Raw genomic sequence first — 21,595 nt, forward strand, 5'->3', positions numbered from 1 at the left:
TTCTAAACGTGTTTCGGGAGGCGTGCGCATCGGTATATGATAAAGCGCTCCTGTATTTTTATATTCTCTATCAATGTAGAGAAATGACATATTTGCCGTACTTTCTTACTACCCTTATTTTTCTTCCAGTAATCTTTCTTTCAGGAATTACCGCAACCTTTGCTTCATCTGTGCGTAGTTTTGGTATACTGTATCCAGTTCCTAAGAAGGGGGCACTCATATGCCGCAGGCAACTGCTTTAACAGAACGTATACATACGATCGACATGCTCCGTGGTTTTGCCCTGCTCGGCATTATACTGGCAAACATGGCTGCGTTTAAAGCGCTGGGCTTCAGCCAGTACGCAGACATGGTAAACACCAGCCTCACAGAGACTACAGCAGCCGATCAGGCTGTCAATACGCTGCTGGATTTTTTTGTCATTGGAAAGTTTTATCCCTTGTTTTCTTTTTTATTTGGTCTCGGATTTTATATGTTTTACCAGCGTCTGACGGAAAAAAACTTTTCTGCTGACCGTATTTTTCAGCGCCGGCTTCTTTTTTTGCTGTTTATTGGAACGATTCATCTCGTATTTTTGTGGTCGGGGGATATTCTCCATTTATACGCGGTGACCGGCTTCTTTTTGCTTATGTTTACTTACAGAAGCAGTAAAGCAGTTTTAACTTGGGCGCTCGGGCTTATCTTTGCTTCGGGATTCTTTATGACGCTCCTTCTGACTGCTGCTTCTGCAGGAACCGCCTCTATGAGCCCGGAGCCCGCTGAACGGTCTGTTGCTTCGGGTATTTCCGTCATGAAAGACGGATCCTACATTGATATTTTAACTTACCGGCTGAGTAATGAAGTCATATTCGTTTTACTGCAGCTTCCGTTTTCTGTGCCATTTATTCTCGGGCTGTTTCTGCTCGGTTTTTATTTCGGGCGCCGGAATATGTTCACAGAGGCGGCAGCCCATTTGAGAACATGGAAGCGTCTCTTTATACACAGCCTGTGGCTGGGACTCATTTTAAATGCTGTCGTTACAGCTCTTAAACAGGAATGGATAACCCTCCCCGGCGGAATAAGTGCCGGCCTTGGAGACGGCTTGAATTACATTGCCGGGCCGGTGCTGACCCTGTGGTACGTTTCTTCTTTTGTACTGGCCGCAAAAAGTCAGAGTCTTCGCCATTTTCTTCTTCCTTTCGCCTCTATGGGCAGGCTTGCTTTAACAAACTACCTGATGCAGACAATTATCGCTGTACTTTTATTTCATGGATATGGACTGGGACTGTTTGGAGAGGTTTCTGTTACCGGAGGGTTTATTACCGCGCTGGTTATTTATATTGTTCAGCTCGCCGGCAGCCATTGGTATATGAAAAAATTTTCCCAGGGGCCAATAGAATACCTGTGGCGCAAATGGACCTATGCCCGAACAGCGTAAATCAAAAAGGCAGCTGTTTTAGTTCAGCTGCCTTCATTGCTCCGGTTCTTTCATAATGTTTTTGTTCCACCAGTCTGCTGCCTGCTTGCGAAACACGAGCAGCGTGCATCCAAACAGGCATAAAATCGCAGGAATCCAGTTTGGCACACCGGCTAAAATAAATAAAAACACGCCAATGCCATTAATAAGCGTTGCCAGATTCATCACTGTTTTCGGTTTCAATGCGTCTCCCCCGTTTGGCTATGTTAATTTTTCCGTTGGATAAAACTCAATTTCCCGGCTTTCCCCCGGTTCGAGGTATTCTTCGCAAAAATGATCTACAATGTCTCTTAAGGAATCGGAATCTGATGCAGCGTAGCGCTCCTTTAAATAGCTGTTCACTTTTTCCTTCTGTTTCCGGTGCGCTTTTGGCACCATCAAAAAGCCAATCATTTCACCGTCCGATGTGCGGTCCAATCTATCCGCCAGTTCTCCATAGGTCATTTCAGCTCTCCGCCCCCTTATGCACTTTATTTTTATCATTTCCATTATTTTCTACATCGTTTATGATGAACATAACTATTCGTATGCCCACAGCATATCATATAAAGGAGTGCCCGACATGCCCGATTCTCCCGCGGTAGAAGCAAAACAACTGACAAAACGCTTTAAGGAGGCGACCGCTGTACACCCGTTGAATTTCGAAGTTCATGCTCATGAAATATTCGGTTTTCTCGGGCCAAACGGAGCCGGTAAAACAACGACCATGCGGATGCTCGCCGGCCTGCTCGAACCAAGCGGCGGGGACGGGTGTATTCATGGCAAATCGATTAAAAGTCAGCCACTCGAAGCGAAGCAGCAGCTTGCCTACCTGCCTGATAAACCAGATATCTATCCAAAGCTCACCGGGTGGGAATTTCTTCAGTTTATTGCTTCTGTATTTAAACTCGATAAAAACGTATGGATAGAACATGCCCGGAGCCTGCTGCAACGATTCGATTTAACAGAAAGCGCCGGAAGGTTGATGGAAACGTATTCACACGGCATGAAACAGAAAATGGCTTTAACCGGGGCCCTGATTCATCAACCGTCCGTTATTTTTCTCGATGAGCCGACAGTTGGCCTCGATCCAAAAAGCTCCCGTGACCTCCGGACTATTCTGCGCGAGACAGCAGCAGACGGTACTGCTGTTTTTTTCTCTACTCATATGCTGGACGTTGCTGATCAGCTCTGTGACCGGGTCGGAATCATTCATGAGGGAAGACTTTTGCAGACCGGCACGCCTTACGCCCTTAAACAGGAGCACGCCAGTTATGCTGAAGCCACCCTTGAAGATGTCTTCCTGCGCATGACAGCACAAAAGGTCTCTCAAGGCTCTGAAGGAGAAATTCCGTGATAAAGACGCTCTGGTATTATCAGAAAACCACCATGCGCCACCAATACGAGGCTCTGCCGTCCGGGCGCAAAGTATTATACATTACTCTCATAGCCCTGGCCCTGTTTATTATGATTCCCTTTGGTCTTGGAGCGGCTGCGGCCGGGAATGTTTTTTCCCCGGAAAGCTTACGTGCAGTTATCGTTTATTTGATGCTAAGCACACTTGCTGTCATCACCTTTGTGACTATGCCGCGTACCTTTCAATTGTTGTTTGGGTCAAAGGACATAGAGTTTTTATTTACGCTTCCTGTTCCTTCGAGGCATCTTTTTGCCATGCAGTTTTTCACCGGATGGGCCGGTTTCCCTCTGCTTTCATTTTTGTTATTAACCGGACTGAGCATTATTATTGGAGCTGTTTCCGGCGCTCATGTTCTCTTTTACCCGGCCGCTACTCTGCTTTTCTTTGGCCTTTCTGTTTTGGGCGCAGGTCTCTCGTTTCTATTGAATCTGTTTCTTGTATATATTCTGCCGGCCCACCGCGCCCAGCAGCTGACTACTATCATCAGCTTCATATCTGCAGCTCTGTTTATCCTGGCCTCGCAGACGCCAAATATCGTCATGCAAAACGACAGCACCTCTCTTACTATTGAAGAAGCGCCTGAGTGGCTGCCTACGCAGCCGGTGGCTGCAGCTCTTTTTGCTTCTTTTCAAGGGGAAGGCTCAGGAGTCGTTTACACAGCCGCCTGCCTGGGGGCTTTAGCTGTCGCAAGCCTCGGGGTCCTCTGGTTTGCCGAGAAGCACTACATGTCTTCCTGGCAGCGGGCAACCGAGCCTGTGAAAAACAAAATCAAATCCACCCGTCCCGGGGAAGCCCGTTCTGTGCCCTATGCCATTGCCTTTAAAGAGTGGCGGGCTGTGCAGAGAAATCCTAAAGAGTGGACCACCTGCTTTACATTTGCTCTCATTCTGATTTTAATGTTTATCAATTTTTTTAGCAGCGGCTCAGCGCTTGCTTCGCCCTGGGCAAATCCCGCCTCTGCCTGGAGCAGTGTGCACGTTATGCTCGGCCCTGCCATTTTACTGGGCCTGCAGCAGTTTGCCGCTGCCGCGTTTGGCAGAGAAGGTGAGTCCCGCTGGATGCTTCGGGTTCTTCCCGTCACTCCCCGGCAGATTGTCCTCGGGAAGTTTCTGGCTCACTGGATTATGACAGGAATGACGCTCGCAGGCTTAGAGCTGCTGGCCTTTCTCGTCTTCGGATGGAACATTATATTATTTTTCGCCGGACTAGTACTGACGCTTTCCCTCACAGCTGTCGCTGCAGCTTCGGGTATCTGGGCTGGCGCTTCCGGAGGCACATATGATGAGAAAAACCCGCAAAAGCGAGTGCGGTTTGATACTGGCGTCATTTCCTTTTTTCTTAACATGCTGTATCTTCTTCTTTTCTTTATACCTGCCTGGATGCTTTTAAGCGCTGGCCTTTCCCTGCAGGCCAAATGGAGTGGTCCCGAACCAGCTTTTCTTCCTTTATGGAACACTGCCCCCTGGCAATGGATCACTCTGCTTGGAGCCGGAGGAATTCTTTCTGCCTCAGGACTTGCGCTGCTGCTCGTATATTTACATCTGCGGCATGGTACAAAAGAGCTCACCGAACGTGGTGTCGATTATTTAGATGCATAAATCTGCCGCTTTGCCGGCAGGTTTTTTTATTTAAAACCTCCAAGCTCATTACTTGATTCCTCGCATAGCAAATGCTACGATACTCTTTGTGACTAAACGTTCACTAAAAGTAACCAATCAGTCAAAAGGGGGCCGAACATTGCATGACAGAGCGCAAGGACGAACTTTTGGACGCAGCTCTGCAGCTGTTTGTGCAGCAGGGATTTCACTCCACTTCCATTCAGCACATTACAGCGGCCTGCGGTATATCTAAAGGCGGTTTTTACAAGCATTTCGACTCTAAGGAAGCGATGCTTTTGGAACTGCTGCGTAAAGTGCACGAAAACATGCTCCATGAGGCCGAAAATTATCAGGGAAAGCAGCATGAACCTGAACTCAAGCGGCTTGAAGGCAAAATACGCATCGAGCTGGAAAAATTCACGGAGTACCGTCCACTTTTTCAGATGCTCTTTACAGAATTTCCTCCCCATACGGAAAACAAAATTTCCAACTACTTAAACCGTATGCGCCGCTTTTTTCAGGAATGGCATGAACAATCGCTTTTAGAAGCTTTTGGCCCCCGGGTGCGTCCTTATGTCAGCGATTTGGCTGTCATCCTCGAAGGCATCATGCACTCCTATTTAACACTCATGACCTGGCATGCTCCCACCCTTCCGCTGAATCAATTATCTGCCTTTATTGTCGAGAGGCTTCACTCCATCGTAAAAGATGACAGTGATTTACAGGCCCAGCTTCCCAGAGGGTGGGCCGGTGGAGATGAACCCGTACAGGGCATGGAAAGTATTCGCTGCGAAGCCGAGGCACTGCTCTTATTTGTAAAATCCCGTTATTCGCAGGGTGATTTGCCTGAAAAAACGCTCCAGACGACCGACATGCTTCACAAGGAATTCAAAGCGGATATACCACGGGAATTCTTGATCGACGCCTTACTACACCAACTGCAGCACCACGCGGTTCTCCATACACATACGCAGAAGCTAAGTGTAAAATGGAGCGCATGGAAAGGAGAGAAACACGTATTATGAGTTCTTCATCTTGGGATATCCCCACCGGGCAAAAAGCAGCTATGATTACGGCTCTGCTGCTCGGCGCCTTCATGGGAATTATCAATGAAACACTGCTTGCCACTGCCCTCCCTTCAATTCAGGACGCTCTCGGAGTCACCCAGGGGACCGTCCAGTGGCTGACCACAGCCTTCTTAATGACAAATGGCATTATGATTCCGATTTCCGCCTTTTTAATCGAACGCTTTACCACCAGAGGTTTATTTTTAACCGCTATCAGCCTTTTCGGGGTTGGTACTGCCATCGCCGCCATCGCCCCGTCGTTTCCGGTGCTTCTCTTCGGACGCGTCATTCAGGCTTCGGGTTCAGGCATTATGCTTCCGCTTTTAATGACGGTGCTTTTGGCCATCATTCCAGTGGAACGCCGAGGCACAGCGATGGGCATGATCGGAATTGTTATTTCGTTCGGGCCCGCTATTGGGCCAACGCTCTCTGGCTTTCTTCTTGAGCACTTTCCTTGGAGGGCCTTGTTTATTACCGTGCTTCCAATCGTCGCGCTGACAATTATTACAGGTGCCATCTTTTTGAAAAATGTAACCGAACTGGGCAGCCCGAAGATTGATGTGTTATCCATCATTCTTTCTTCATTTGGCTTTGGTTCCTTTTTATACGGCTTCGGCACGGCTTCAGAAAGTGGATGGAGCAGCCCAACCGTTCTCACCGCCGTGATCGTCGGTGCCTTGATTATCGGATTGTTTATCTGGCGCCAATTTACGTTAAAGTCGCCGATGCTCGAATTCCGCGTGTTTCAATTTAAAATATTCAGCCTCGCCATTGGAATCACGATGGCCGTGTTGATTTCATTAATAGGAGCAGAAACGCTTCTGCCGCTGTTCATGCAGAACGTTTTAGGCTTTACGCCGCTTGAATCAGGCTTAATGCTGCTGCCGGGAGCGATTGTGATTGGGATCATGTCGCCGATTACCGGTCGCCTGTTTGACGCCTTCGGGGCAAAGTGGCTTGCCATCACTGGCCTTTCCATTGTCACTATTACTACTTTTATGTTTACAAATCTTTCCCTGGAAACGTCGTTTACGTATTTAACCATCGTGTATGCCATCCGTATGTTCGGGCTCGCCTGCGCTTTGATGCCGGTAATGACCTCGGCGTTAAACCAGCTGCCGATGAGATGGTATGCCCACGGTTCAGCTATGGCGAATACGTTGCAGCAAATTTCAGCTTCTATCGGCACGGCTCTTTTGGTTACATTTGTAGCCTTAGGCGCCCAGCAATACCAGCCTGACGCCTCGACCTCCGCAGAAGCGGCTCCCCAGCTCGCGCAGGTAGCAGGATTTGAATGGGCCTTTATGGGAAGCACGGCTCTTGCCTTTGTAGCTCTGGTACTTTCTCTTTTCTTAAGCTCTCCAAAAAGAGAAAAGGAAATGACCCGGGCCGCAAACGAAGAACAGCAGAGCAACGCCCCGGCCAAATAGTAAAAAACCCCGGCAGACCTAATAAAAAGGACTGTCGGGGTTTTTTTTATTCGCTTCCTTTAGACAGCAGCTGATATACTGCCGCAAAGTCTTCATCGCCCATGCCATACTGCTTTGCCAGCGCATAAGCCTCCCGCACCGAGCCGGTGACGGGCAGAGAAATGCCAGCCTGGTAGGCTGATTCCTCAAGCAGGTGTAAATCCTTATAGGCATGCTTCAATGGAAACTGAGTTTCATAGCTGCCGCTCAAAAGCATGTCCCGCTTTCCGGCTACGGCAGGTGCTGTCGTCGGCACCTGGAGCAGCACATCAAGCGCCTGCTCCTTGTCGAGCCCGAGCCCTTCCGCTGCGTGCAGTCCTTCCGATAAACTGGTCATCGCATGCATCAGCGTTAAATTCACGGACATTTTCATCGCGGACCCGCTCCCGGTGCCTCCCATATAGTGGACATTTTTGCCCATAATTTCGAGAAGCGGCTGTACCTTTTGTACATCCTCCTCACGGCCGCCGGCAAGAAACACCAGCTCGCCCTTTTCAGCGGGGCCTTTAGATCCGGATACCGGCGCATCCACCAGGCGCATTTCTTTCATTTTTGCAGTTTTGGCCATCTGCCGGGTAAATCCGGGGTTAACTGTGCTCATATCCACCCATATTTTCCGGCTCGTTTCGCCGGCAAACAGACCGTCAACGCTATTTGCGATTTCCTCTACTGCTTCAGGGTTCGACAGCATGGTGAATACGACATCCACCTTGGAAACCAGCTCTCTCGGCGTTTCCCTCCATCCAGCTCCTGCATCGAGCAGGTGCTGTGCCTTCTGCTTGGTACGGTTGTAAATCGTAACCTTCTCCCCGGCATCCATTAAATTTTTTGCCATGTTTGAGCCCATAATTCCTGTTCCAATAAACCCAACTCTCACACTACTTCATCCTTTCTACGCACGCTTCTATTTGAGTGTTCCCTATCCGCCATCTGGCAAACGTCTGCCAGAGCATATTGTTTTCGCTTCTCCGCTTATGTTTAAATAAGTATAATTATTAATTTTGCTGCAGCAGGAGATGATTCTATGTTAACACTTCAGCACGCTTGGGAAGCAAGACAGCGTCTACGTCCGGTACTTCCCGAAACACCGCTTCTTTTTTCACAGCCGCTGACAAAGATTACAGGCCAGCCCGTCTATTTAAAACTTGAACAAATGCACATGACAGGCTCCTTTAAGCTCCGGGGGGCAACTAACATGATTCGCTCCCTGCCTGCAGATCAACGTGCCCAGGGCGTGGTTACGTTTTCCACCGGTAATCACGGCTTCGCGGTGGCCACCGCAGCCGCCGCTCTCGGCATCCGCGCTGTCGTATGTGTTTCAGAAAACGTGCCGGCAAATAAAATTGAGGCCCTCAAAGCAAGCGGCGCTGAGCTGCATGTAGAAGGCAGCGGCCAGGACGAAGCGGGAGAAGTCAGTGCCCGCCTCGTGGAGGAGGAAGGACTGACTCTTATCCCCCCTTTTGACCACCCTTCCGTCATTGCCGGACAGGCAACGATGGGACTCGAAATCATCGAACACCTGCCCTCCGTGAAGCACGTGCTCACCGGGCTGTCCGGCGGCGGCCTGCTTTCCGGCCTTGGGCTTGCCTTAAAGGAACAAATCTCTGATCTTGAGCTTGTCGGTTTGTCTCTCCGGGAAGGGGCTGCTATGGATGAGAGCCTGAACATCGGCAAGCCGACCTTGGTGCCGGAGGCCCCTACCCTTGCCGACAGTCTGCTTGGAGGCATTGGCTTGGAAAACCAGTATACTTTTTCCATGGTTCAGCACTATGCTGACCAGCGTCTCCGGCTGCATGAAGACACGATCGCCCGGGGCATGGGATTTTTATATGATAAGCATAAAATGGTCGTCGAAGGCGCAGCTGCCGTTGGTGCTGGCGCTCTTTTAGACGGGCTCGTAACCGTTAACGGTCCCGCCGTCCTTATCATTTCCGGCAGCAGTATAGATGTGCACACACACCGCGAAGCCGTTGCTCCGTACATTTAAACAGGCTGCTGACTGCGGTTATATTTTCTTTTCTTCCCGCTGGCGTGACCGGTACGGAGACAAAGAAAGCAGATCCATTGTATCCTGTTTTTTTGTTTTCTCCCATTCCTTCCGGCGCTGCCCGAACCATTTACGGTAATTTTTGTTTCCCATCTGCTTTTTCAAAAAGGAAAGGCTTTGAAGCGGCCCCTCTTCGGTGCTCAGCGCTGTCAGCTGCAGCTGGAATGCCTCTTCCTTCTGCAGCCATGCGTTCATCTGCCGGGGGGACATCAATACGTACGGCACCCTTCCTTCGTATAGACGGCGGTAAAGCAGCAGCCGGTAGTCCGCCCGGATGAGCCGGTCGGCGTCCTCTTTCTGCTCACGGAATTTTTCCGGAAAACGGCGCGTGATTGCTTTTGCTTCCCGTTCCTCCGCCTCAGCCCGCTGTTCAATATAAAGGGGCGCATCAGCCACATAGAATGCACGGCTTCGATAGCTTTTGAAAAACGGAAGCTCCCGTTCATAAGCAATGTAGCCATGTTTATCTTTTTCTAAATCATCGTTGCGGTATAGCCGGCGGCATTCGAGTTCATTCCATTTACGCTTCCATTCATGATAGATCATAATTTGCTCTACCTCCGCAAGGGATGGATTTTCCTACATTCTAATTGTTTCTTCTTCAAACAACAATGATGACGCTTTCGAAAAAACGGGAATAACATTAACCTGTCCCCGTCTCTTTAAATGCGCGGATGCTTTCTTGTCAAGCCTACTATAAAGGAGCCGATTACAATGAATAATGAGTTCAACAGCAAAGATGCCGGCTTGTTCACCCACGCCTTTAACCAGAACCCGTACCCTGCCTTTCAATCTCTCCGCCAGCATGACCCGGTACACCAGGCCTTAATGCCCGATGGCCATTACGCATGGATCATCACCCGGTACGAAGATGCTGTTGCTGTTCTAAAAGACACACGTTTCATTAAGGATTTCACTGTTTTTTTAAATGAAGCAGAACGCGCTGAAGCACAGAAAAATATTTTTTCGCAAAATATGCTTTTTGCGGACCCGCCGGATCATAAAAGACTGCGCGGACTCGTTCAGCAGGCATTTACACCAAAAATGATCGAAGAGCTCCGGGGCAGGATTACAGAAATTGCAAATGAACTGATTGATGATATGCAGGGCCGCTCCCAAATCGATATTATCGACGATTTTGCTTTTCCGCTTCCGATCATTGTTATTTGCGAAATGCTTGGCGTGCCAAGCGAGGACAGAGATAAATTCCGGACCTGGTCCAACACTCTCGTCGAAGCGTCCAACGACCCGGGAAAGGCTGAAAAAATTCAGCAGCATACGGAGGAATTCACTTCCTATCTTAGGGAATGGATAGCCACCAGACGGGAACACCCGGAGGATGACATGGTCAGTAAACTCATCCAGGCAGAGGAAGCAGGCGACCGTCTTTCCGAGCAGGAGCTTTACGGCGTCGTTTCGCTGTTAATTATCGCCGGGCATGAAACAACGGTAAACCTCATTTCAAATGGCCTATTTGCTTTAATGACGCATCCGGAGCAGATGCGCACGTTACGGCAGCAGCCCGGGCTCATCCGCCCGGCCATTGAAGAAATGCTCCGTTTCGAGGGGCCTGTTGAATTCAGCACCGACCGCTGGGCCGCTGAAACCGTAGAAATCCAGGGAAAGACAATCCAGAAAGGGGACCACGTGCTTGTCGCTCTCGATGCAGCCAATCGCGATCCCGAAGCATTTGAGGATCCGGACGTTTTCGACATTACCCGCGGCCAAAGCAAACATCTTGCTTTTGGTAAAGGCATGCATTTCTGTCTCGGGGCCCCGCTTGCCAGAGTTGAAACGGAAGTCGCTGTAAATACGCTGCTCGAACGCTTTCCTGAACTCCAGCTGGATACGTCTTCTGCTGAACTGGAGTGGCGCCCCGGCATACTCATGCGCGGCCTCACGGAGCTTCCCGTTCGTCTGGCATAAATAAAAGTCCGGCAGGCCTCGTAGGGGCTTGCCGGACTTTCTAATGGCCAGAACTTCTATTTTGTCCAGCCAAGAAGCATTTCCCGAATGCATTTTCCGGCCACAATTGCGGTCTGGTCGCCGCTATCGTAAGGCGGGGAAATTTCTACAATATCGGCCCCGACCACATGAACTCCGGAAGCAGCAATTGCATGAATGGCCTCCAGCAGTTCTTTTGACGTAATGCCGCCAGCTTCTGCCGTCCCCGTGCCCGGAGCATGCGCCGGGTCTAATACATCAATGTCAATCGATACATACACCGAGCGGCCCTGCAGTTCTTGCAAGTCCCGCTTTAGCGGCTCTGCTACTTCAAACGGAGAGAAATGCATGCCGGATGTGCGGGCATAATCAAACTCTTCTTTTTCCCCGGAGCGCACTCCGTAGGAGTACACGTTTTCCGGCCCTATTTTTTCACAGATTTTCCGCACCGGGGTGGCGTGGGACAGCGGCTCTCCTTCATAGTCTTCCCGAAGGTCTGTATGCGCATCAATATGGATGAAAGCAACGGACGGATCATGTACACAAGCCGCCTGCATAACCGGCCAGGTAACCAGGTGTTCGCCGCCTATGCCAAGAGGGAATTTGCCATCTGCAAAGAAACGGCCTGCCGTTTCTTTAATAATCTCTATACTTTTGGCCGGATTCCCGAATGGAAGCATCATGTCTCCTGCATCGTGATACGAATAATTTTCCAGATGCTTATCCAGATAAGGACTGTACTCTTCAAGGCCAATAGAGGTCTCCCGGATCCGGTTCGGGCCAAAACGGGAGCCCGGCCGAAAGCTGACCGTCCAGTCCATTGGCATACCGTACAGCACTACGCTGCTATCCTCATAGGAAGCAGAGCTCCCGATAAACACCTTTCCAGTATAAGCCGGATCAAAGGCGTCCATCATTACCCCTCCTTCCGTTCAAGGCCACGCTGCACAAAAGCCGGCAGCGCAAATGCTGCTTCGTGTATATCCGCCGTATAGTAGTGAGTATCCAGCTCTTCAGCCCGGCGCCGGTGCACCTCTTTGGGCTTGTACTGCTTTGAACCGATGGTAAACGTCCACAGGCCGCTCGGATACGTCGGAATGTTGGCGGTATACACGTCGGTATGAGGAAATATTTCTTTTACGTCGTTATACACCGTCCGAAGCAGGTCCGCGTGGAACCACGGATTGTCCGTCTGGGCGACAAAGATGCCGTCGTCTTTTAGTGCCCGGTGAATTCCTTCATAAAAACCTTTTTCAAACAGCTTCACGGCCGGACCCACCGGTTCTGTGGAGTCTACCATAATCACATCATACGCTGATTCACTTTCTGCGATATGCATAAATCCGTCGGCCACCTGCACGTCCACCCGTGGATCCTCAAGCGCCCCGGCGATGGCAGGTAGATATTTTTTTGAATACTTCACCACCTGGCCGTCAATTTCCACCAGCGTAGCTGCTTCTACCGAGGGATGCTTCAGCACTTCCCGGATAACGCCGCCGTCGCCACCGCCGACAACTAGCACATGCTTTGGCTCCGGATGTGCCGCAAGCGGCACGTGGGCCATCATTTCATGATAAACGAACTCATCCTTTTCTGTTGTCATGACCATGCCATCGAGCAGCAGCATGTTTCCAAACTCTGCTGTTTCCACTACATCGAGCTGCTGGAAATCGGTCTGCTCAGAATGCAGTGTTTTCGTAATACGGGCCGTAATGCCGAAGTGCTCCGTTTGTTTTTCCGTAAACCACATTTCCATGAACGTTCCTCCTCTTTTCACAGACGAAACGTGCGGGAAACATTCCCGCACGCCCAGTTTTTATTGCTCCGCCGCTCCGCGGAAAGCCTCATACAGCTCTTCTGTCGAATTGTCCCACATGTTCCGGTTAAATGCTTTTAGATATTCCTGCAGGATGTAGCGGGAATGCTCATCCATATGCGCGATCGCTATGCGTCCTTTGATTGCTTTATCCAAGTTGTTTACATGCTCCGGCATACTTTTGTATGCACGGCGGGCTTTTTTATCTACGAGCATCTCGCAGGCGCCGAGGCCGGCATAATATGGGCCATTTTCACCATGCTCTGTGGACACCCATACGAGCCAGTACAATTTGCCGTCCGGCACGTTGCTTTTATCCGGCCCGAATTTCACCCGCTTTTCCGGTTCGGATCTGGCGTGCAGCGCTCCCATATCAATGAAAGCCGCATCTTCCGCTGGATCGATAAAGACGGGGGTCACATTATCGAGGCTGAGGGCGCCGGCATTAAAGCCGCCGTCCCCTTTAGTGGCGTCCCCGCTTAAAATATTAAACTGGCTGCCGCGTTTCTTTTCAGCGCCCTTATTATTATCTTTACTGAATTCACTCATTCGTAAAAAGCTCCTCCTTTAATCGTTCCTTATCCTTATCGTACCTGTTTTCTTACTGATTCTGCAACGATTCAATATATTCCCAGCCCTCTTTGAATTCTTCGGGGCGGTAATTCTGGCTTTTTTTCAGCTCGGCCACCCGGGTTTCCACTGCTTCATTGGGCAGGTGATCAAAATAAAGCATCGTGGAAACGAGCTCTAAAAATCGGGCACTCTGGTTATTCAGGCTCTGCAGTACAGGCTTTGCCCGCTCGGCCGGCCAATCGAGCGGAAACTTTTCCAAAAAAGAAGCCCCGTCTTCTGAAAGCTCGTACCGGTACTGATAGTAGCCGGCTTTTGTCTCTTTGCACTCTGTAATAAGGCCAAGGCCGCACAGCTCTTCGAGACGCAGCGTCAGCTCCTCTGAATAAGGCCCGTACATGCGGAACGTATATTTTTCCTGGAAGGGAAGGTTCAGCTTTTTTCCAATGTACACGATTTTTTGGAGTTTTTTTCGTCCAATAACTTCTTCGGTATCTTCAAGCAGGGCCATGATTTTGGCATGATCCGGTAACATAATGTGCTGCACCCCTCTCTTTCTGTTGATTCTGTATGTATCTTCCGGCTTCAACCGGAAGGACGGCGCGGTTAACGTTCCACTTTCCCTAATTTCAGATGAAGGATGTCCTTAATCTGCTGCTTTGTATCTTCTTGGCCGGGCTCCTCAAGAACTTCTGAAGGGTAGTATAACTTGTGATCGGTTCGTTTTTTACCTGAAATTGCTTCTACTACATCCGATTCTCTCGACAATTCGCGAAGGCGGCGGTCCGGCATTAAAAGATGAATCGGCACCCGGTCCTCTTCCTCACCAGGGCGGTAGAAATCATAAGGCAGGTCTGAAGAAGAATCGACGACCAGATAATAGGCAGGATCCACCCCGAGATCTGCAAACAGCTGTTGCAGGCGCAGCCATTCGTTCATCATAAAATGCTGGTCAAATTCCACATATTTAAACAGCCGCCTGTTCATGAAGCGACGGCACAAATCCTGCAAAATCGCATCTTCTTCCTTTTGCCACATTAAGAAATAGTACATCGCAACCGACTCGTCGAGGTCCAGGTAATCTTCGAGCGTAATGGCCCCGCGGAAAAAGCTTTCAAAGTGGTGCGGAGGATATTTGAATGGGTACTCCTCGTTTTTAAGGTCTTTGACGCGCTGCAGGATTTTGGTCAGTATTACTTCTGCGCTCCGCGTCACCGGATGAAAATATACCTGCCAGTACATTTGATACCGACTCATAATGTAATCCTCCACCGCATGCATGCCGGTCGCCTTAATTACCACCTGGTCTTCTGTCGGTCTCATGACCCGGAGTATGCGCTCCATATCAAAATGACCGTAGCTGACCCCGGTGTAAAAGGCATCCCGCTGCAGATAATCCATCCGGTCGGCATCAATTTGGCTGCTGATCATGCTGACAATCAATTTATTCGGATGGGTTTTTTCGATCACATCTGCAACCTGTTGGGGAAAATCCTCTCCCATCCGCCGAAGAACGGTATTTACTTCTGTATCCCCTAAAATGATATGGCGCGTCCATTCTTCATGATCTGTGTTGAACACTTTTTCAAACGAATGGGAAAACGGACCGTGACCGATATCATGTAGGAGCGCCGCACTCAGGCAAAGCAGTCCCTCATTCCCATTCCAATGCGGACGGCCTTCAAATACTTCGATAATTCTACGCATTATTTCATACACGCCCAGGGAATGATTAAAGCGGGTATGCTCCGCTCCGTGAAATGTCAGAAACGTCGTTCCGAGCTGGCGTACACGGCGCAGCCGCTGGAATTCTTTTGTCCCAACCAGATCCCAAATAAGCTCATCACTAATATGAATGTAGCGGTGGACCGGATCCTTAAACACTTTTTCTTCTGGAAGCTTCTTGTTTCCAACCGGCATGGTCATTGCGTTCCTTTCCGTTTCTGTTTCAGCGGGCCCGCTGATCGTGTATCTAATACTATTATTATAGCAATTTCTTTCCTGGCTTAGCAAAAAAAGCAGCCATAACAAATACCGGCAGCATATGCCGCCGGTACTTGTTAAAATCATTCCGCTCCAATGTGTTCAATGTCTTCTCCCCGTTTCCGCTTCTCCGAACGGTCGATGACAAACGCACATACGGCGTCGCCTGTTACGTTCAGGGAAGTCCGGAGCATATCAAGAAGACGGTCAATACCGATAATCAGGGCAATACCTTCGACTGGCAGCCCCACCTGGGTAAGCACGAGTGAAAGCATGATCAGTCCTACGCCCGGCACGCCGGCAGTACCGATGCTTGCCAGTGTTGCCGTCAGAATAATCACAATTACCTGGGTAAAGGAAAGTTCGATGCTGTACGCCTGCGAAATAAATACTGCCGCCACGGACTGCATAATGCCGGTACCGTCCATATTAATCGTCGAGCCAAGCGGCTGAACAAAGCTTGATACCGGCTTGCTTACCTTCAGCCGTTCCTGGGCCATCCTCATCGAAATCGGCAGCGTCCCACTCGAACTCGATAAACTGAAAGCCACAGCCATCGCCGGGAAGAATTCTCTAAAGAAAGTGAGCGGATTGCCCTTGCCAAGCAAAGAGATAGCAAGAGTGTAAACTACAGCTGCCTGGAGCACGAGAGCAAGAATAACTGCAAGACCATACATTAGAATGGACTGGAGGCCTCCCAGTCCCGCTTCGCCAATTGCAGAAGCAATTAAGGCAAAGGCGCCAAACGGAGCTGTGTACATAACAATTGTAACCAAAAACATAAGAATGTCGTTTAATTGTTCGAAGAATTTTGTCACCATCGATACCTTACTTCCAAGCATGGCAAGGGAAATACCAACAAAGATACCAAAGGCAATAATCTGCAGCATGTTCGCTTCTGCCATCGCCTGTACCGGATTGTCCGGAATAATGCCAAGCAGGGTGTCAGTAATGGAAGGCGCTTCTTCTGCGTTATAGCTGGCGTTTTGAATATCAAAGTCTCCGCCGGCCCCCGGCTGAAGCACATAAGCAACAATAACACCGATGGTCAGGGCAATCGCGGTCGTCACAAGGTAAAACGCAATCGTCTTGCCTCCAATCCGCCCTAGATCTCTTGGGTTCAAAGCCGCTGCCCCGAGTGTAATCGAAACGAACACAATCGGTACTACGAGCATCGTAATTAAATTAAGGAAAATTTCGCCGATAGGATATAGCACATATGTATCCAACGGATTGTACACGCTGTCCGGACCAAAGCTTAGAATGATCCCTGCAATCACACCTGCGACGAGCGCGATTAAAATCCAAATCGTTAATTTTTTGTTCATGACCAGGTCCCCCTCTTCAAATATAAATATTATGAATATTCTCTCTATGTTGTTTTTGGGCCCCTCCACTAAAAACTCTTTCAGGCAGATACCGTAATTATACTGTTCATTATCCCATTTGGAAAGGAAAAATCCTGGTTTCTTCTATTATTTAGCAGTATGTAATACCTTACATAGAAATAGCAGTGTTATAATAAAACCGATCAAAATGAAAATGAATAGAATCGGGGTACATAAAATGGAAATGAGAGATATTTTTACAGGGAAGAGGTGGCGGTGGATCGACCATTCCACTACAGGATTAAGTATGGATCCATTGCAATCTTTTGCCTTTGATGATAATTTTTGTGTGAGTCTTGGAGAGGGTTCTTCCCCTTCTGTTATGCGTGCCTGGGTGCATGCCCCCACTGTTGTCCTGGGTATTCAGGATACCCGGCTGCCGGCTGCGGCCGACGGGCTTGAATATCTCCGGGAGCAGGGATACGAAGTGATTGTACGCAATTCGGGAGGCCTTGCTGTCGTGCTTGATGAAGGAATTTATAATCTATCCCTTATTTTTAAAGAGGAACGCGGGTCTTCTATCCATGCCGGCTATGAATGGATGTGGGCATTTATGCAGGAGGTATTTGCTGACAGTCCGGGCTATATTGATGCCTATGAGATCGTCGGCTCGTACTGTCCAGGGTCTTATGATTTAAGCATCGGCGGAAAAAAATTTGCAGGCATTTCGCAGCGCCGTATCCGGGGAGGTGTAGCGGTGCAGATTTATTTGGCGGTTACCCGGAGCGGAGCTGCCCGTGCAGAGGTTTTACGGGAATTCTACGAGCGGGCTGCTAGTGCTCAGCCAGATATAAAGATCACCTGGCCAGCCGTTGACCCTTCTGTAATGACTTCTCTTGAAGAGCTGTACGGTACTGCTTTTTCCATTCAGGATATCAACAGGCGGATGCAGCAGACAGCAGAGCGCCTGGGGGCTTCTGTGTACGAAGATCAGCTTACAGAAGACGAACAGGCCCGCTTCAATCACTATTACGAGCGGGTGCTTGCAAGAAACAAAAAAGCGACCCAGCCACGCTCATAAGAAAACCTTATACAGCCTAAAACACAAGTTGTTTGTGGCTGTTTTCTTATGAATTTATTGAATGGAAATGTTTGGGCCCCCCTTAAACGTGGAAGAATTCTGTCAGGACAAAAAAATTAAAGGTGGGTGTATTATGTCTAACGGCTTAAGCAAAGGCTGGATATACTTTTTTGGAGCCCTGGGTGGTTTGCTGTACGGTTATGAAACCGGTGTTATATCCGGCGCTTTGCTTTTCATTAATCAGGACATTCCTCTATCGAACTTTCTGCAGGGCGTCGTCGTCAGCTCTCTACTGGCCGGTGCTATTGTAGGGGCCGGTTTGAGTGGCTATGTCTCGGATAAGTTCGGGCGAAGACGGGTTGTATTTGTAATAGCACTTGTATACTTAATTGGTTCATTGACTCTTGCCTTTTCTCCAAACGCTGGTGTACTTATTACCGGGCGTATTATTCTCGGCCTGGCAGTCGGCGGCTCCACTGCGCTGGTACCTGTTTACTTGTCAGAAATGGCTCCAACAAGTCAGCGCGGGGCCCTCGCGTCTTTAAACCAGCTCATGATCACGCTTGGTATTCTACTTGCGTACATCGTGAACTATGCCTTTACTCCAATCGAAGGATGGCGCTGGATGGTTGGGCTCGCAGCTGTGCCTGCGATTCTGCTTATGATCGGCGTGCTCTTCATGCCGGAAAGCCCGCGTTGGCTGATTAAGCGGGACCGCGAACAAGAAGCCCGAAACGTCATGGGCATGACGCGCGATCAGTCGGAAATTGAAGATGAAATGAAACAAATGAAGGAAATTGAAAACATTGAAGAAGGCACCGGCGACCTTCTGAAAGCAAAATGGCTGCGGCCAATGCTTGTGGTTGGCTGTCTGCTCGCTGCCTTTCAACAGTTGATTGGGATTAACTCCGTCATTTACTATGCGCCGACCATTTTTACAGAAGCAGGACTCGGCAATGCCGCATCCATTCTTGGAACAGTCGGCATCGGTACAGTAAACGTACTGATGACGCTCGTAGCAATCGCAACAATCGACAAGCTCGGCCGGAAAAAGCTGCTTTTGATCGGTAACGTTGGCATGGTCAGCAGTCTTGCCATATTATCCATCACCTTATTCAGCGTCGAACTGACTACTTTCGTTGCCTGGCTGATTGTGGTCTTCCTTGGCGTGTTTATCATGTTTTTCTCCGCCACATGGGGACCGGTTGTATGGGTGATGCTTCCAGAACTGTTTCCAATGAAGGCACGCGGAGCGGCGACTGGTATCACGACACTAGTGCTGTCGCTTGCTAACTTGATTGTTTCCTTAACTTTCCCGATTCTATTAGGTGCTATAGGTATCAATTGGGTTTTCGTTATCTTCGCTTTTATGGGCGTTCTTGCTTTCTTATTCGTACTGCGGTTTATTCCAGAAACCAAAGGACGCAGCCTCGAAGATATCGAACAAGATCTTCGCGGAGGAGCTTCCTCCAAAGCGTGATCACCTTTGTAGACGGATGCTCATGTGGGCATCCGTCTTTTTTGTGGTTTTAATTATACAGGGCACGGAAATACGTATCATACATACTCATTTCTAAAGGAGGAGCATGATGAGCGAAGAAACGAACGAAAAGCTTTATAATCCAATGGCAGACAAATATCTGCCGATGACATCGGTGAAGAGTGGCAAAGAGCACACTGTGGCTCCGGGGGTTCATGCTTATACAAATAAAATTGTTAATATCTGCACCGTGGAGCAGCATAACAATAACAACAACTGGGTGCTGATTGATACGGGTATGCCTAAATCTTCAGAAAAAGTTATTCAGGCAGTCGAAGACTTATACGGAACAAACAATAAACCAAACGCTATCATTCTAACCCACGGCCATTTTGACCATGTGGGCACCGTGGTGGAGCTCGTTAAAAAATGGGATGTCCCCGTTTACGCCCACCCGGAAGAAATGCCTTATCTGACCGGACAGAAAGCATATCCAAAAGCGGACAGCTCTGTAGACCGCGGACTCGTTGCGAAAATGTCGCCAAGGTTTCCAATTGAACCAATCGATTTAGGAGACGTTGTGCAGCCTCTCCCATCCGATGGTTCCGTCCCATATTTGAATGAATGGAAATGGCTGCACACACCTGGGCACACGCCGGGGCATATTTCATTATTCCGGGAAGAAGACCGGACGCTTATTGCCGGTGACGCTTTTGTTACCGTAAAACAAGAGTCTCTTTCCCGCGTAACAACGCAGAAGCTTGAAATCCACGGCCCGCCAAAATATTTAACGATGGACTGGAGTGCAGCTAAAAAGTCTGTCGAGAAGTTAAACCAGCTCGAGCCGGCAGCTGCCGTTACGGGCCACGGCATGCCAATTCGCGGCAACGCGCTAAGCGATGGACTTCAAAAGCTTGCAGATGACTTTGATAACCTCGCCGTACCGGAAACACAGACGCACGACACCCGGCAATAGCACAAAAAAGCCTTCCGGAGAAAACTTCCGGAAGGTTTCTTTACTTTTATGATCCTTTATTTGCCACTGCTTCACGTTCGGTGATAGCCTGCTTGGCAGTGATCAGGGAAAGCTTATAAACATCGTCTATGCTGCAGCCTCTTGAAAGATCGTTTACCGGCTTGTTCAAGCCCTGGAGAATCGGGCCGATAGCATCATAGCCACCGAGACGCTGGGCGATTTTATAGCCAAGATTTCCTGACTCAAGGCTTGGGAAAATAAATATATTCGCCTCGCCGCGGAGCGGAGACTCCGGTGCTTTCTTCTGAGCTACAGCCGGGACAAACGCAGCATCAAACTGGAACTCCCCGTCGATAACAAGGTCTGGACGAGTCTCCTGGGCCGTTTTTGTCGCCTCAGACACCTTCTGGGTTTCCATGGAGGCAGCCGAGCCTTTGGTAGAGAAGCTGAGCATCGCTACTTTTGGATCGATATCAAACGATTTCGCCGTTTCCGCGGTGGAAATAGCAATCTCTGCCAATTCGTCAGCGTTTGGCGATATATTAATAGCGCAGTCTGCGAATACGAATTTCTGGTCTTCTTTCACCATAATGAAGACGCCGGACGTTTTTTGAATACCTGGCTTCGTTTTAATAATTTGAAGCGCCGGACGGACGGTATCTCCAGTAGAGTGGGCGGCCCCGCTGACAAGTCCGTCTGCGAAATCCATATATACGAGCATCGTGCCAAAATAATTGACGTCTGTCAGCTTTTCTTTTGCTGTCCGCTCTGTCTCTTTTCCTTTTCGGCGGGCTACAAAAGCTGCTACAAGCTCGTCCATTTTTTCATACGTTTTTGGATTGAAGATCGTAACGTTATCCAGAGAGACACCTAAATTCGTGGCACGCGTTTCTATTTCCTGTTCATCTCCAATGAGAATAGGTGTGAGGACATTCTCTTCTCCCAAACGCGAAGCTGCCTGAACAACACGGTCGTCGTCTCCTTCCGGCAGTACGATGGAAGGATGCTCTTTTTTCACCTGATCGTAAATGGATGCGAAAAGATCGCTCAACAAAATACCTCCTCTAAATATTGTAAACAAGTGTATATCGTATTGATTTTATTGTAGTAGTTTTTCAGATGTTACGCGAAGCTTTTGAAGCCTGCCTCAAGATTGTCTATTATGAAAATGCCTGTTTCGTTTTCATACATTAGCATACTCCTTCTGCCGTGAAAAATAAACCAAGACGAATAAATTCAATGATTTGTAAATTTTCACACTTTTGACTTCTTTTAATTCCTGGCACAGAGGGCATTAACATTTACCAAAGGCGGCTGCTCCTGTCACAAATTGCTCAATCATATTCGTTTTGGACGCTCGTGTACTATGGTATAGTGGGCAACG

At 49.0% G+C, this 21,595-nt stretch carries 21 protein-coding genes; 10 read left to right on the forward strand and 11 right to left on the reverse strand.

From position 1 onward, the window contains the following. Positions 1–220 precede the first annotated feature (220 nt). A complete protein-coding gene (locus tag CHL76_RS06505; protein WP_094908141.1) occupies positions 221–1,417 on the forward strand; it encodes a DUF418 domain-containing protein in 1,197 nt (398 codons plus the stop codon). Positions 1,418–1,450: 33 nt separating this feature from the next. Here CHL76_RS06505 and CHL76_RS06510 read toward each other — a convergent pair whose 3' ends face one another. After that, the gene (locus CHL76_RS06510) at positions 1,451–1,639 is read right to left on the reverse strand and encodes a hypothetical protein (RefSeq protein ID WP_079474574.1); all 189 of its coding nucleotides are present in this window, start codon (positions 1,637–1,639) and stop codon (positions 1,451–1,453) included. 18 nt (positions 1,640–1,657) lie between these two features. Then, on the reverse strand, positions 1,658–1,900 hold the full coding sequence (locus CHL76_RS06515; protein WP_079474573.1) for a hypothetical protein: 243 nt from the start codon (positions 1,898–1,900) through the stop codon (positions 1,658–1,660). 118 nt (positions 1,901–2,018) lie between these two features. On the opposite strand from CHL76_RS06515, the gene CHL76_RS06520 reads away from it, so the two are divergent. The 4 genes from CHL76_RS06520 to CHL76_RS06535 all read left to right on the forward strand — a co-directional run bounded on the left by CHL76_RS06520 (position 2,019) and on the right by CHL76_RS06535 (position 6,947). Beyond that, a complete protein-coding gene (locus tag CHL76_RS06520) occupies positions 2,019–2,792 on the forward strand; it encodes an ABC transporter ATP-binding protein (RefSeq protein ID WP_079474572.1) in 774 nt (257 codons plus the stop codon). Then, positions 2,789–4,450 (forward strand): putative ABC transporter permease subunit, encoded by a 1,662-nt coding sequence (locus CHL76_RS06525; protein ID WP_094908142.1) that lies wholly within the window; start codon positions 2,789–2,791, stop codon positions 4,448–4,450. The genes CHL76_RS06520 and CHL76_RS06525 overlap by 4 nt, the downstream gene beginning before the upstream one ends. A 143-nt stretch (positions 4,451–4,593) precedes the next feature. Continuing rightward, a complete protein-coding gene (locus CHL76_RS06530) occupies positions 4,594–5,475 on the forward strand; it encodes a TetR/AcrR family transcriptional regulator (RefSeq protein WP_079474570.1) in 882 nt (293 codons plus the stop codon). Beyond that, on the forward strand, positions 5,472–6,947 hold the full coding sequence (locus CHL76_RS06535; protein ID WP_079474569.1) for an MDR family MFS transporter: 1,476 nt from the start codon (positions 5,472–5,474) through the stop codon (positions 6,945–6,947). Before CHL76_RS06530 ends, CHL76_RS06535 begins: the two co-directional genes overlap by 4 nt. Before the next feature lie 46 nt (positions 6,948–6,993). On the opposite strand, the gene CHL76_RS06540 is transcribed toward CHL76_RS06535, so the two are convergent. After that, the gene (locus tag CHL76_RS06540; protein WP_079474568.1) at positions 6,994–7,863 is read right to left on the reverse strand and encodes an NAD(P)-dependent oxidoreductase; all 870 of its coding nucleotides are present in this window, start codon (positions 7,861–7,863) and stop codon (positions 6,994–6,996) included. Between the two features lie 147 nt (positions 7,864–8,010). On the opposite strand from CHL76_RS06540, the gene eutB reads away from it, so the two are divergent. Continuing rightward, positions 8,011–8,973 (forward strand): hydroxyectoine utilization dehydratase EutB, encoded by a 963-nt coding sequence (eutB, locus tag CHL76_RS06545; protein ID WP_094908143.1) that lies wholly within the window; start codon positions 8,011–8,013, stop codon positions 8,971–8,973. 18 nt (positions 8,974–8,991) lie between these two features. Here eutB and CHL76_RS06550 read toward each other — a convergent pair whose 3' ends face one another. Continuing rightward, the gene (locus CHL76_RS06550; protein WP_079474566.1) at positions 8,992–9,579 is read right to left on the reverse strand and encodes a hypothetical protein; all 588 of its coding nucleotides are present in this window, start codon (positions 9,577–9,579) and stop codon (positions 8,992–8,994) included. 168 nt (positions 9,580–9,747) lie between these two features. Between CHL76_RS06550 and CHL76_RS06555 the strand changes: the two genes are divergently transcribed. Next, the gene (locus CHL76_RS06555) at positions 9,748–10,959 is read left to right on the forward strand and encodes a cytochrome P450 family protein (protein WP_079474565.1); all 1,212 of its coding nucleotides are present in this window, start codon (positions 9,748–9,750) and stop codon (positions 10,957–10,959) included. Positions 10,960–11,015: 56 nt separating this feature from the next. On the opposite strand, the gene speB is transcribed toward CHL76_RS06555, so the two are convergent. The 6 genes from speB to CHL76_RS06585 all read right to left on the reverse strand — a co-directional run bounded on the left by speB (position 11,016) and on the right by CHL76_RS06585 (position 16,674). Beyond that, entirely contained in the window at positions 11,016–11,891 is an 876-nt protein-coding gene (gene speB / locus CHL76_RS06560) for an agmatinase (RefSeq protein ID WP_079474564.1), read from the reverse strand. 2 nt (positions 11,892–11,893) lie between these two features. Then, a complete protein-coding gene (speE, locus tag CHL76_RS06565) occupies positions 11,894–12,733 on the reverse strand; it encodes a polyamine aminopropyltransferase (RefSeq protein ID WP_079474563.1) in 840 nt (279 codons plus the stop codon). Between the two features lie 60 nt (positions 12,734–12,793). Further along, complete coding sequence (locus tag CHL76_RS06570; protein WP_079474562.1) at positions 12,794–13,342, reverse strand: YwhD family protein; 549 nt, start codon at positions 13,340–13,342, stop codon at positions 12,794–12,796. 52 nt (positions 13,343–13,394) lie between these two features. Next, positions 13,395–13,898 carry a YwgA family protein gene (locus CHL76_RS06575; protein WP_079474561.1) on the reverse strand — a complete coding sequence of 168 codons (504 nt, stop codon included), beginning with the start codon at positions 13,896–13,898 and terminating at the stop codon, positions 13,395–13,397. Between the two features lie 71 nt (positions 13,899–13,969). Then, positions 13,970–15,283, reverse strand: coding sequence for an HD domain-containing protein (locus CHL76_RS06580; RefSeq protein WP_079475048.1), 1,314 nt, complete (start codon positions 15,281–15,283; stop codon positions 13,970–13,972). Positions 15,284–15,429: 146 nt separating this feature from the next. After that, complete coding sequence (locus CHL76_RS06585; protein ID WP_079474560.1) at positions 15,430–16,674, reverse strand: dicarboxylate/amino acid:cation symporter; 1,245 nt, start codon at positions 16,672–16,674, stop codon at positions 15,430–15,432. Positions 16,675–16,888: 214 nt separating this feature from the next. Here CHL76_RS06585 and CHL76_RS06590 point away from each other — a divergent pair, with 214 nt between their 5' ends. The 3 genes from CHL76_RS06590 to CHL76_RS06600 all read left to right on the forward strand — a co-directional run bounded on the left by CHL76_RS06590 (position 16,889) and on the right by CHL76_RS06600 (position 20,211). After that, complete coding sequence (locus CHL76_RS06590; RefSeq protein WP_416171860.1) at positions 16,889–17,755, forward strand: lipoate--protein ligase family protein; 867 nt, start codon at positions 16,889–16,891, stop codon at positions 17,753–17,755. 133 nt (positions 17,756–17,888) lie between these two features. Beyond that, positions 17,889–19,235: a sugar porter family MFS transporter gene (locus CHL76_RS06595; protein ID WP_079474558.1), complete on the forward strand. Its 1,347-nt coding sequence runs from the start codon at positions 17,889–17,891 to the stop codon at positions 19,233–19,235. A gap of 109 nt (positions 19,236–19,344) precedes the next feature. Then, complete coding sequence (locus CHL76_RS06600; protein ID WP_079474557.1) at positions 19,345–20,211, forward strand: MBL fold metallo-hydrolase; 867 nt, start codon at positions 19,345–19,347, stop codon at positions 20,209–20,211. Between the two features lie 46 nt (positions 20,212–20,257). Here CHL76_RS06600 and pta read toward each other — a convergent pair whose 3' ends face one another. After that, positions 20,258–21,262 carry a phosphate acetyltransferase gene (gene pta, locus CHL76_RS06605; RefSeq protein WP_079474556.1) on the reverse strand — a complete coding sequence of 335 codons (1,005 nt, stop codon included), beginning with the start codon at positions 21,260–21,262 and terminating at the stop codon, positions 20,258–20,260. Between the last annotated feature and the right edge of the window lie 333 nt (positions 21,263–21,595).

The sequence above is a fragment of the Marinococcus halophilus genome (genome assembly GCF_002265875.1).
Lineage (GTDB): Bacteria > Bacillota > Bacilli > Bacillales > Marinococcaceae > Marinococcus > Marinococcus halophilus.

Excerpts from the sequence above, each read along its gene's own strand:
- CHL76_RS06530 (WP_079474570.1), top strand. The coding sequence starts at position 4,594 with ATGACAGAGCGCAAGGACGAACTTTTGGACGCAGCTCTGCAGCTGTTT.
- CHL76_RS06555 (WP_079474565.1), top strand. The coding sequence starts at position 9,748 with ATGAATAATGAGTTCAACAGCAAAGATGCCGGCTTGTTCACCCACGCC.
- CHL76_RS06575 (WP_079474561.1), bottom strand. The coding sequence starts at position 13,898 with ATGTTACCGGATCATGCCAAAATCATGGCCCTGCTTGAAGATACCGAA.
- CHL76_RS06550 (WP_079474566.1), bottom strand. The coding sequence starts at position 9,579 with ATGATCTATCATGAATGGAAGCGTAAATGGAATGAACTCGAATGCCGC.
- speE (WP_079474563.1), bottom strand. The coding sequence starts at position 12,733 with ATGGAAATGTGGTTTACGGAAAAACAAACGGAGCACTTCGGCATTACG.
- CHL76_RS06595 (WP_079474558.1), top strand. The coding sequence starts at position 17,889 with ATGTCTAACGGCTTAAGCAAAGGCTGGATATACTTTTTTGGAGCCCTG.
- CHL76_RS06505 (WP_094908141.1), top strand. The coding sequence starts at position 221 with ATGCCGCAGGCAACTGCTTTAACAGAACGTATACATACGATCGACATG.
- CHL76_RS06515 (WP_079474573.1), bottom strand. The coding sequence starts at position 1,900 with ATGACCTATGGAGAACTGGCGGATAGATTGGACCGCACATCGGACGGT.
- speB (WP_079474564.1), bottom strand. The coding sequence starts at position 11,891 with ATGGACGCCTTTGATCCGGCTTATACTGGAAAGGTGTTTATCGGGAGC.
- CHL76_RS06585 (WP_079474560.1), bottom strand. The coding sequence starts at position 16,674 with ATGAACAAAAAATTAACGATTTGGATTTTAATCGCGCTCGTCGCAGGT.
- CHL76_RS06600 (WP_079474557.1), top strand. The coding sequence starts at position 19,345 with ATGAGCGAAGAAACGAACGAAAAGCTTTATAATCCAATGGCAGACAAA.
- CHL76_RS06570 (WP_079474562.1), bottom strand. The coding sequence starts at position 13,342 with ATGAGTGAATTCAGTAAAGATAATAATAAGGGCGCTGAAAAGAAACGC.
- CHL76_RS06520 (WP_079474572.1), top strand. The coding sequence starts at position 2,019 with ATGCCCGATTCTCCCGCGGTAGAAGCAAAACAACTGACAAAACGCTTT.
- CHL76_RS06580 (WP_079475048.1), bottom strand. The coding sequence starts at position 15,283 with ATGCCGGTTGGAAACAAGAAGCTTCCAGAAGAAAAAGTGTTTAAGGAT.
- eutB (WP_094908143.1), top strand. The coding sequence starts at position 8,011 with ATGTTAACACTTCAGCACGCTTGGGAAGCAAGACAGCGTCTACGTCCG.
- CHL76_RS06590 (WP_416171860.1), top strand. The coding sequence starts at position 16,889 with ATGAATAGAATCGGGGTACATAAAATGGAAATGAGAGATATTTTTACA.
- CHL76_RS06535 (WP_079474569.1), top strand. The coding sequence starts at position 5,472 with ATGAGTTCTTCATCTTGGGATATCCCCACCGGGCAAAAAGCAGCTATG.